Source organism: Falsiroseomonas sp., from assembly GCF_030695085.1.
Taxonomy (GTDB): domain Bacteria; phylum Pseudomonadota; class Alphaproteobacteria; order Acetobacterales; family Acetobacteraceae; genus Falsiroseomonas.
Genome location: NZ_JAUYTS010000022.1, coordinates 1 through 9,343, shown reverse-complemented (window position 1 = coordinate 9,343; position 9,343 = coordinate 1). Strand labels below are relative to the sequence as shown.

The 9,343-nt window shown below is 67.4% G+C and carries 10 protein-coding genes and 1 pseudogene; 10 read left to right on the top strand and 1 reads right to left on the bottom strand.

Annotation, left to right across the window (positions count from 1 at the left end):
• From Q8S40_RS02190 to Q8S40_RS02145, 10 genes are all read left to right on the top strand, one after another.
• The coding region (locus tag Q8S40_RS02190) for a GH36-type glycosyl hydrolase domain-containing protein (protein WP_371136789.1) at positions 1 to 1,859 on the top strand (1,859 nt) is incomplete at its 5' end.
• 255 nt (positions 1,860 to 2,114) lie between these two features.
• Positions 2,115 to 3,524, top strand: coding sequence for a F0F1 ATP synthase subunit beta (gene atpD / locus Q8S40_RS02185; protein ID WP_371136790.1), 1,410 nt, complete (start codon positions 2,115 to 2,117; stop codon positions 3,522 to 3,524).
• A 13-nt stretch (positions 3,525 to 3,537) separates the two neighbouring features.
• Positions 3,538 to 3,906 carry a F0F1 ATP synthase subunit epsilon gene (locus Q8S40_RS02180; RefSeq protein WP_305669122.1) on the top strand — a complete coding sequence of 123 codons (369 nt, stop codon included), beginning with the start codon at positions 3,538 to 3,540 and terminating at the stop codon, positions 3,904 to 3,906.
• On the top strand, positions 3,903 to 4,202 hold the full coding sequence (locus tag Q8S40_RS02175) for an AtpZ/AtpI family protein (protein WP_305669121.1): 300 nt from the start codon (positions 3,903 to 3,905) through the stop codon (positions 4,200 to 4,202). The genes Q8S40_RS02180 and Q8S40_RS02175 overlap by 4 nt, the downstream gene beginning before the upstream one ends.
• Before the next feature lie 30 nt (positions 4,203 to 4,232).
• Complete coding sequence (locus Q8S40_RS02170) at positions 4,233 to 4,535, top strand: ATP synthase subunit I (RefSeq protein ID WP_305669120.1); 303 nt, start codon at positions 4,233 to 4,235, stop codon at positions 4,533 to 4,535.
• Positions 4,526 to 5,236 carry a F0F1 ATP synthase subunit A gene (locus Q8S40_RS02165; protein ID WP_305669119.1) on the top strand — a complete coding sequence of 237 codons (711 nt, stop codon included), beginning with the start codon at positions 4,526 to 4,528 and terminating at the stop codon, positions 5,234 to 5,236. Before Q8S40_RS02170 ends, Q8S40_RS02165 begins: the two co-directional genes overlap by 10 nt.
• 2 nt (positions 5,237 to 5,238) lie before the next feature.
• Entirely contained in the window at positions 5,239 to 5,529 is a 291-nt protein-coding gene (locus tag Q8S40_RS02160; RefSeq protein ID WP_304812192.1) for a F0F1 ATP synthase subunit C, read from the top strand.
• A gap of 4 nt (positions 5,530 to 5,533) precedes the next feature.
• Positions 5,534 to 6,328 (top strand): F0F1 ATP synthase subunit delta, encoded by a 795-nt coding sequence (locus tag Q8S40_RS02155; RefSeq protein WP_305669118.1) that lies wholly within the window; start codon positions 5,534 to 5,536, stop codon positions 6,326 to 6,328.
• The gene (locus Q8S40_RS02150; RefSeq protein WP_305669117.1) at positions 6,226 to 7,863 is read left to right on the top strand and encodes an alternate F1F0 ATPase, F1 subunit alpha; all 1,638 of its coding nucleotides are present in this window, start codon (positions 6,226 to 6,228) and stop codon (positions 7,861 to 7,863) included. Before Q8S40_RS02155 ends, Q8S40_RS02150 begins: the two co-directional genes overlap by 103 nt.
• A complete protein-coding gene (locus Q8S40_RS02145) occupies positions 7,850 to 8,728 on the top strand; it encodes a F0F1 ATP synthase subunit gamma (RefSeq protein WP_305669116.1) in 879 nt (292 codons plus the stop codon). Before Q8S40_RS02150 ends, Q8S40_RS02145 begins: the two co-directional genes overlap by 14 nt.
• 327 nt (positions 8,729 to 9,055) lie before the next feature.
• On the opposite strand, the pseudogene Q8S40_RS02140 reads toward Q8S40_RS02145, so the two are convergent.
• Positions 9,056 to 9,343, bottom strand: a pseudogene (locus Q8S40_RS02140) (hypothetical protein); the annotation flags it as partial.

The following is a 9,343-nucleotide window of genomic DNA, read 5'->3' as shown; positions in this document are numbered from 1 at the left end:
TCGACCTGCGGGGCGCGCAGACCACATGGACGGGCGACAGGCGTGAATTCATCGGGCGCAACGGGTCGCTGGCGGACCCGGCCGGCATGTTCGGCACGGCAGCCCTGTCCAACACAGTTGGTGGCGGGCTTGACCCTTGCGCGGCGATGCGCAGCCGCGTGACACTGCCCGCGCATGGCAGCGTCGAGATCGTGTGTTTCCTGGGCCAGGCGTCTGACGCGCCGGCGGCGCGCGCGCTTGTGACGCAATACCGCGCCGCAGACCTTGATGCCGTCGCCGCCGAAGTGACGGCGCATTGGGATGATGTGCTGGGACGCATACAGGTCCGCACGCCCGACAGGCCCATGGACATCATGCTGAACGGGTGGCTGCTGTATCAGGCGCTGTCGTGCCGCGTCTGGGCGCGGGCGGGGTTCTACCAGGCCAGTGGCGCCTACGGGTTCCGCGACCAGTTGCAGGACGGCATGGCGCTGGTTGCCTCGCGTCCGGCGGAGACGCGTGCGCATCTGCTGCGCGCCGCGTCGCGGCAATTCGTCGAGGGCGATGTGCAGCATTGGTGGCTGCCGCATTCCGGGCAGGGTGTGCGAACGCGCATCTCCGATGATCGCGGATGGCTGGTGCTCGCGGTGGACCACTACATCACGACCACGGGCGATGCCGCCGTGCTGGACGAACAGGTGCCCTTCCTGGAAGGCGCGGTGCTCGCCCCCGGCGAGCATGAGCGCTTCTTCCAGCCTGAGGTGACCGAGACGACCGCGACGCTGTTCGAGCATTGCGCACGCGCGCTGGACCGCAGCATGGAGGTTGGCCGCCACGGCCTGCCGCTGATGGGCACGGGCGACTGGAACGACGGCATGAACCGGGTGGGAGAGCAGGGCGAAGGCGAGAGCGTGTGGCTCGCCTGGATGCTGCACAGCGCCTTCATGGCGTTTGGCCGGCGCGCCGCGGCGCGTGGTGACGCCGATCGGGTCGCGGCCTGGCAGGCACATGCATCAACACTGCAGGCGGCGCTCGAGCGCGAGGCGTGGGATGGCGATTGGTACCGGCGCGCCTTCTATGATGACGGAACGCCACTCGGCAGCGCGGCTGGCACGGAATGCCGCATCGACTCGATCGCCCAATCCTGGGCCGTGCTGTCCGGCGCCGCTGATCCGGTGCGCGCGGAGCATGCGATGGCTTCGGCGGAGCGCGAATTGATCCGGCCTGCCGAGGGCCTCGCCCTGCTCTTCACGCCGCCCTTCGATCAGACAACGCGGGATCCGGGCTACATCAAGGCCTATCCGCCGGGCGTTCGCGAGAATGGCGGGCAGTACACCCATGCAGGGCTCTGGCTGATCATGGCATTTGCCGCGCTTGGTAAGGGCAGCAAGGCCGGCAGGTTGTTCGCAATGATGAACCCGATCAACCACGCCCGCACACGCTCGGACGTGCATCGCTACAAGGTGGAGCCTTATGTCGTGGCCGCTGACATCAGTGCCACACCACCTCATGCCGGCCGCGGCGGCTGGACCTGGTACACTGGTTCCTCCGGCTGGATGCAGCGTGCCGGCATCGAGAGTATCCTGGGGCTGCGCCTGCAGTCGGGAACGCTTCTGTTCGACCCATGCATCCCTGCGGACTGGCCTGGATTTGAGGTCACGCTGCGTCATGGGTCGGCACGCTACGAGATCCGTGTCGAGAACCCGGAGGGCGTCGAGCGTGGAATCGCCGAAGGCAGCTTGGATGGCGAGTCGTTCGCAGGCGGTCCGTTACGCTTGCAACTGGCGAACGATGGCGCCAACCATCTGTTGCTTGTGCGCCTTGGCCGGCAAAAGCACTCGGCGGCCGGGGCGGTGTCGTCCACCGAAATAAACGCTTGATGAGCCTGTGCCGTTCACAGGGGCCTCCTTCGACCGCCTTGCTGCGATTATCACGCGAAACGACGCGTGGCGTGCGGATGCCTGATAAAATCGCCGCTGAATTTCTTCCCGACAGTACAGTAAGGCCCATCAATAAGAAAATATTCCATACTGGAGCAGTATTGTATTTTTCGAAGAGATGAGAGGCTCGTTGGAAGATCCATGCATTGGTATGAATATTCAGGCATACATCATGCGTGGTATAGCTAAGGAAAGCTGGCGATGACGGAGCGCGACAAGCGCATCGGCCATATCGTGAGGCTGGGGGGCGGGGTTGCCGATATCCGCTTCGAAGGAAGGCTGCCCGCGATTTCGACCCGCCTGGTGACGCTGACCGACCCCGAAATCGTGATTGAGGTTGCCGGCCTGCCTGGGGGGGACATCGCCCGCGGGCTTGTGATGAACCCCTCGCCCGAACTGCGGATCGGCCTTGCCGTGCGCGACACGGGCGGTCCCATCGACGTGCCGGTGGGGGAAGCCCTGCTCGGCCGGATGTTCAACGTCTTCGGTGACACGATCGACGACGGCCCGCCCCTCGGCAACATGCGCCGGCGGCCTATCCTGCGCGCACCCGTGCCCCTGTCCGCGCGACGGGTCGAGGGCACGATCTTCGAGACCGGGATCAAGGCCATTGACCTCCTGAGCCCGCTGGAGAGCGGCGGCAAAGCAGGGCTGTTCGGCGGCGCGGGCGTGGGCAAGACCGTGCTGATCACTGAGATGATCCACAACATGGTCGCCGAATATGATGGCGTCAGCCTGTTCTGCGGAGTCGGCGAACGATCGCGCGAGGCCGAGGAACTGTATCGGGAAATGGGCGAGGCGGGCGTCCGGGACAACACCGTCATGGTGTTCGGCCAGATGAACGAAAGCCCTGGCGTGCGCTTTCGCGTGGCCCACGCCGCGCTGACGATGGCGGAGTATTTCCGCGACGACCTGCGCCGCAACGTGCTGGTGCTGATCGACAACATCTTTCGCTTCGTGCAGGCAGGGTCGGAGGTTTCGGGCCTACTCGGCCGCATCCCCAGCCGGGTGGGCTACCAGCCGACGCTGGGCACCGAACTGGCCGAGCTGGAGGAGCGGATCTGCTCGACCGACCGCGGCACCATGACCTCGATCCAGGCCGTCTACGTGCCGGCCGACGACTTCACCGACCCCGCGGCCACCCACACCTTCGCCCATCTCTCGGCCTCGATCGTGCTGTCGCGCAAGAAGGCGTCCGAGGGTCTCTATCCCGCGATCGACCCGCTGCGCTCCTACTCGCGGATGCTCACGCCCGCGACAGTGAGCCAGCGCCACTACGACGTCGCGCGCGGGGTCCGTACCACCCTGGCCGAATACGAGGACCTGAAGGACATCATCGCGATGCTCGGCCTGGACGAGCTTTCGGAGCGGGACCGCGCCACCGTCCGCCAGGCCCGCCAGCTGGAGCGCTTCCTGACCCAGCCTTTCTTCTCGACCGAGGCGATGACGGGCAATCCGGGGCGCTTCGTCACGCTCAACGAGACGCTGGAGAGCTGTGAGCAGATCCTCTCGGGGGCCTTCGCTGATCGCGGTGAGGGCGATTTCTACATGATCGGATCGGTCGCCGACCTCGACAGCAAGGAGGTGGGCGCCGATGCAGCTTAGGGTCATCACGCCCATGGCCGTCCATGTCGATCGGCCCGCGCGGCGGATCGTGGCGGAGGGGCCCGAAGGGCATTTTGGAATGCTGCCCAACCACATCGATTTCGTCACCGAGCTCGTGCCGGGCATCCTGATCTACGAGACCGAGGACGGCATCGAGCGCTTCGTCGCGGTCAATTCCGGCACACTGGTCAAATGCGGAGAGGAGGTGCGGGTGGCCGTTCGCGGCGCGGTCGAGGGCGATGACCTCGGGGAATTGCGCGCCCTGGTCGAGGCTGATTTCCGCAGGCGCGACGAGGATGAGCGCGAGGCCCGCGCGGCCCTGGCGCGCCTGGAGGTGAGCATGATCCGCCGCTTCCGCGACCTGGGCTCCGTGCCATCATGACCGGCGAGCGCGACAGGGAAAGCGAGACCGAGGCCGAGACCATCGCCCGCAAGTCCCGGCGGTTGGAGACGGCGCGCAAGCGCACGACGGCCAGCCCCTGGCGTGGGCTTGGGATGTTCGGGCTGGTGGGCTGGTCCGTTGCCGTGCCGGTCGTGGCAGGCATCGCGCTGGGCATCTGGATGGACCGGCATTGGCCGGGCAGGGTTTCCTGGACGCTGACGCTGCTGGTCGCCGGTGCGGCGCTGGGCGCGCTCAATGCCTGGTTCTGGGTCCAGCGGGAGGGGCGGGATGATTGACCGGTCAGGGCGGTCTTTCGGCGGCACACCATGAGTGCCTCGCCCTTCTCACTCCTTGCCTCCGTGCTCGTGGGGGCGGCTATCGGCGCCCTGTACCTGGCCCTGCTGTGGATGGCGGTGCGGCGTCTGCCGCAGGACCGTGGCGGCCTCGCGGGCTTTGTCTGGCTCAGGATCGCACGGGCGGCGCTTCTGGTGGGCGCGATGGCGGCGGCCGTCGCCCTTGCCGTGCCGGCCGAGGGGTTTGTCGCCGCGCTGGTTGGGTTCATCATCGCGCGGCTTGCCGGCACGCGCCTTGCGCGGCGCGGCACGCCGGGAGGCGCAGAATGGAAATAAGCCCCGACAGCTGGATCCTCTACGATTGGCGGGGCTGGCGGCTCAACGCCACGATCGTCTTCACCTGGCTGGTCATGGCGCTGCTCGTTCTTGGCTCGTGGGCGATCACGGCGCGGCTGAGCGAGGGCGAGACCGTCTCGCGCTGGCAGGTGATGCTGGAGGTGGTCGTCTCGGGCATCCGCGACCAGATTGCGGAGATCGGCGCGGACAAGCCTGGCCGCTACCTGCCCTTCATCGGCACGCTGTTCCTGTTTATCGCCACGTCGAACGTGTTGTCGGTGGTTCCGGGCTATCAGGCACCGACCGGATCACTCTCCACCACCGCCGCGCTGGCGATCTGCGTGCTGATTGCTGTGCCGCTGTTTTCCATCGGGGAACGCGGCCTCGGCGGCTATCTGCGCGCCTACCTGCGGCCGACGCCGCTGATGCTGCCCTTCAACATCGTGGGCGAGATTTCGCGTACCATCGCCCTCGCTGTGCGGCTCTACGGGAATGTCATGAGCGGGACCGTGATCGTCGGCATCCTGATCAGCGTGGCGCCCTTCTTCTTCCCGATGGTCATGCAGTTGCTCGGCCTGCTCACCGGCCTGATCCAGGCCTACATCTTCGCCATTCTCGCGATGGTCTACATCGGTTCCGCCAGCCGCACGCGGCACGGGTCCGACAATCCAGACGCGCCCCCGAACCCCACAGGAGACTGAGCATGGATGCAGCAACCTGGGTTGCCGTGGTCTCGATTTTCACCGCAGGGCTGACCATCGCCATCGGCTCCATCGGCCCGGCCCTGGCCGAGGGACGTGCCGCGGCGCAGGCCCTGCAAGCGATCGCGCAGCAGCCCGAGGCCGCGAACACGATCACGCGGACGCTGTTCGTCAGCCTTGCGATGATCGAATCGACGGCGATCTACTGCTTCGTGGTGTCGATGATCCTGATCTTCGCCAACCCGTTCACGGACATCGTCGCCACGAGTGCTGCCAGAGGTGGCGGGGGCTGAACCCATGCAGATCGACTGGCTGACGGTTACCGCCCAGATTTTCAACTTCCTCATCCTGGTCTGGCTACTGCAGCGCTTCCTCTACCGCCCCATCATCCAGGCCATGGCGCGCAGGGAGGAGCGCATCGAATCCCGCCTGGCCGAAGCCAAAGCCGCGCGCGCGGAGATCGAGGCCGAGGCGGCCCGCCTGCAGGAGCGCCAACGCGCGCTGGAAGCCAACCGGGAGGAGGCGCTGGACGAGGCGCGCCGGGAGGCGACCGCGCTCCGCGCCCGGCTTGAGAAGGACATCCAGGAAGACATGGAAGCGAAGCGAACGACTTGGCACGCGCATCTGGACGATGAGCGGGAGGCATTCGCGGCACGGTTGCGGCAGCGCGCCGGCCACCAGGTGATCGACATCGTGGGCCGCGTGCTGCGGGACTATGTGGGCAGCGACCTTGCCGGCCAGGTGGCCGGCACCTTCGCGGACCGGCTCTCGGCCCTCGACACCGCCGAGCGCGACAAGCTCACGCGCGCAGCGGCGCGCGCAGGGGGGCAGGCCCGGGTGGAGAGCGGCATCGCGCTCAAGCCCGGCGCACGCAGCCAGGTCACGCGCGCCATCCATGAATGCGTCGGGCGTGACATCGACGTCGGGTATCACGAGGACGCCGATTTGCTCCTTGGCATGCGCCTGACCATCGGGGAGCAGACGGTCGAATGGTCCGCCGCCCGGTTCCTGCATCGCCTGGAGACGACGCTCGACGAGGTGATCGAGGGCAGCGGCCGCCATCGCCCCGGCGGCGCGCCGGCCACCGGCTGATGAAGCTCGCTGACCTGCACGACGAACTCTTCGCCCCGCTGGAGGATGCGCTGGCGCGGGTCCGGCCGGGGATCGAGATGGCCGAGGTCGCGCGTGTCCTGTCCGTCGGCAACGGCATCGCGGAGGTTGTGGGCTTCACAGACCTGCGCGCCGATGAACTGCTGACCTTCTCCGGCGGCGTGATGGGGATCGCCTCGAACCTCGGCGAACATCGCGCCGGCGTCATCGTCCTGGGCGAGACCAGGCGCCTGCGGCCTGGCGACCCCGTGCGGCGCACCGGCCGCGTCGTGGATGTACCGGTGGGCGCGGGGCTGATCGGCCGGGTGGTGGATGCGCTGGGCCGCCCGCTCGATGGCGGCAGCCCGATCGACGCCGAGCGGTTCCTGCCCGTCGAACAGCCATCGCCACCTATCATGCACCGCGCGCCGGTGCAGGTGCCGCTGCAGACCGGGATCAAGGCCGTCGATGCCGGAATCCCGATTGGGCGCGGGCAGCGCGAGCTCATCCTCGGTGACCGGCAGACCGGCAAAACCGCCATCGCCGTGGATTCGATCCTGAACCAACGCGACAGCGGCGTTCTGTCGATCTACTGCGCCATCGGCCAGCGCGCCTCGGCGGTCGCGCGCGTCATCCAGAGCCTGCGCGAAGGTGGCGCGATGGAGCGCACGATCGTCGTGGTGGCCAGCGGCGAGGATGCGCCGGGTCTGCAATTCGTGGCCCCCTACGCCGCAACCTCCATGGCGGAGCACTTCATGGCCGCCGGACGCGACGTGCTGATCGTCTACGACGACCTCACGCGCCATGCGCGGGCCTACCGCGAGCTGTCGCTGCTGCTGCGCCGGCCGCCCGGGCGCGAGGCCTATCCCGGTGACATCTTCTACATCCATTCCCGCCTGCTTGAGCGCGCGACGCAGCTGCGCGAGCAATACGGTGGCGGATCGCTCACCGCGCTGCCGGTGGTGGAGACGCAGGCGCAGAACATCTCCGCTTACATCCCGACGAACCTCATCTCGATCACCGATGGGCAGATCTATCTCTCGCCGGGGCTGTTCGAAAAGGGGCACCTGCCGGCCATCGACATCGGCACCTCGGTCAGCCGCGTGGGCGGCAAGGTGCAATTGCCTGCGTTCCGCGCCGTCGCCGGCAATCTTCGGCTGATGTACGCGCAGTTTGAGGAACTGGAGACCTTCGCCCGCTTCGGCACGCAGCTCGACGCCGAAACGCGCCAAAGGCTGACCCGCGGACTGCGGGTGCGCGAGGTGCTTAAGCAGCGCGAGCACGACCATGTTGATGTGCCCGAGCAGATCGCGGCCCTGCTCGCGGCGACGGAGGGCCTGTTCGACGATCTCGAGCCCGGGGCGGTGAGCGAGGCCGAGCGAACCGTCTGCACCGCTGTGCGCGCGAGCCTGCCCGACCTCTGCGACCGGATCACCCAGGGCGCGAAGCTCGGCGACGAGGACCGCGCGACGCTGATCGAGACGATGCGGAACGCGCTGTCCGGCGCGGAGGCAGGGGCAGGCGATGCAAACGCTTGAGAGCCTGTCCAACGCACTCGAGACCACGGGCGACATCCAATCCATAGTGCGCACGATGAAGGCGCTCTCATCCGTTAGCATCAGGCAGTACGAGCGCGCCGAGGAAGCGATGGCGGATTACGCGCGCACCGTGGATCTGGGTCTGATGGCGCTGCTGCGGCAACGCCGGGAAGCGGGCCACCACCTGCCGGGCACGGACAGCCGAACCAGGCGCAAGGGGCTGATCGTGATCGGCTCGGATCGCGGGCTTTGCGGCCGCTACAACGACACCATCGCCCGCTTCGCCAAGGCCCGACTGGACGGAACGGATACGGTGCTGGGCGTGATCGGAGCGCGTGTCACGGCACGGCTGGAGGCGGAGGGGCACCGCGCCGAATCCGTTCACAGCCTGCCGGGTGCGGTGGATGGGATTTCGCGCCTGGTCCAGTCGGTCATCCTGGAGATCGATCGATGGACGCGGCTGCACGGGGTCGGGTCCGTCTCAGTTGTGCACAACCGCCGGGAAGGCCGCGTCGCCGCACGGCCGCAGGTGCAACGGCTGCTGCCGCTGCCCGAGAGGTATCTGCGCCACCTGTCGGAAACCCGCTGGCCGGGGCGGTCACTGCCGTGCTTCAGGATGGAACCTGAGCGGCTGATGTCATGGCTCGTGCAGCAACGGCTATTCGTGGTGATTTACCGCGCGATGGCGGAGGCGTTGGCGAGTGAGCACGCATCCAGGCTAGCCGCGATGCAGGCCGCCGAGCGCAACATTGAGGAGCGACAGGACGATCTGCGCCAGATCTACCGCGTCCGGCGGCAGGAGACGATCACGCGCGAATTGCTGGACGTTGTCTCGGGCTACGAAGCCGCCCGCTTGGCCGAGTGATGCGGGGGGAGGACTTGGGGGAGGCCGGGGCTTCGCGAAAGCGAACGCTGACGTGGCCACGATCGGCGAACAGGTCGCGAGCGGAGATTGGAAGCCAAGGCAGCATCAGGGAGGCGGCGCATCTGGCGAGCAGAGCGCAGGAACGGCGGCGTAGGCGTCGTCGGACCGCCGCCAAGACCAGGAGGACTCCGACGCGACCTTCCCGCGCGAGGTGACGTGCGCCGCGCATGGTGAGGGCAGCGGCGCAATATCCCTCCAAGTCCTCCTGCATCTCATTTGCAGCATCGTTGAACGACGCGCCTTGTGAGCAAAGCGGTGGCCCGCGGCTCAGGACCAGCCTCCATATCCTTTCCGCATTCGATCGATGACGCTGAGCGGCCTCGGCCGTGGCATTTTAGCGGCCTGGCGTCGGGCATGAAGCTCATGAAGCACGACTACGCCGTCGGGCGCACGCTCCAGGGTGAGCTGGCGGTGGAAGAACTCCCGCGAGCCGGGATGCTTTCCGATCAGAACGATGCTGGCCTCTGGCAGCCGCTCCGCCACGAGGCGCAGCATGGCGTCTGCTGTGGTAGGGTCGAGCGTATCAGTCGCGTTGCCCAGCACGATCCAGCGCGG

Excerpts from the sequence above, each read along its gene's own strand:
- Q8S40_RS02180 (WP_305669122.1), top strand. The coding sequence starts at position 3,538 with ATGGCCGTCCATGTCGATCGGCCCGCGCGGCGGATCGTGGCGGAGGGG.
- Q8S40_RS02145 (WP_305669116.1), top strand. The coding sequence starts at position 7,850 with ATGCAAACGCTTGAGAGCCTGTCCAACGCACTCGAGACCACGGGCGAC.
- Q8S40_RS02175 (WP_305669121.1), top strand. The coding sequence starts at position 3,903 with ATGACCGGCGAGCGCGACAGGGAAAGCGAGACCGAGGCCGAGACCATC.
- Q8S40_RS02160 (WP_304812192.1), top strand. The coding sequence starts at position 5,239 with ATGGATGCAGCAACCTGGGTTGCCGTGGTCTCGATTTTCACCGCAGGG.
- Q8S40_RS02150 (WP_305669117.1), top strand. The coding sequence starts at position 6,226 with ATGGTCCGCCGCCCGGTTCCTGCATCGCCTGGAGACGACGCTCGACGA.
- Q8S40_RS02165 (WP_305669119.1), top strand. The coding sequence starts at position 4,526 with ATGGAAATAAGCCCCGACAGCTGGATCCTCTACGATTGGCGGGGCTGG.
- Q8S40_RS02170 (WP_305669120.1), top strand. The coding sequence starts at position 4,233 with ATGAGTGCCTCGCCCTTCTCACTCCTTGCCTCCGTGCTCGTGGGGGCG.
- Q8S40_RS02155 (WP_305669118.1), top strand. The coding sequence starts at position 5,534 with ATGCAGATCGACTGGCTGACGGTTACCGCCCAGATTTTCAACTTCCTC.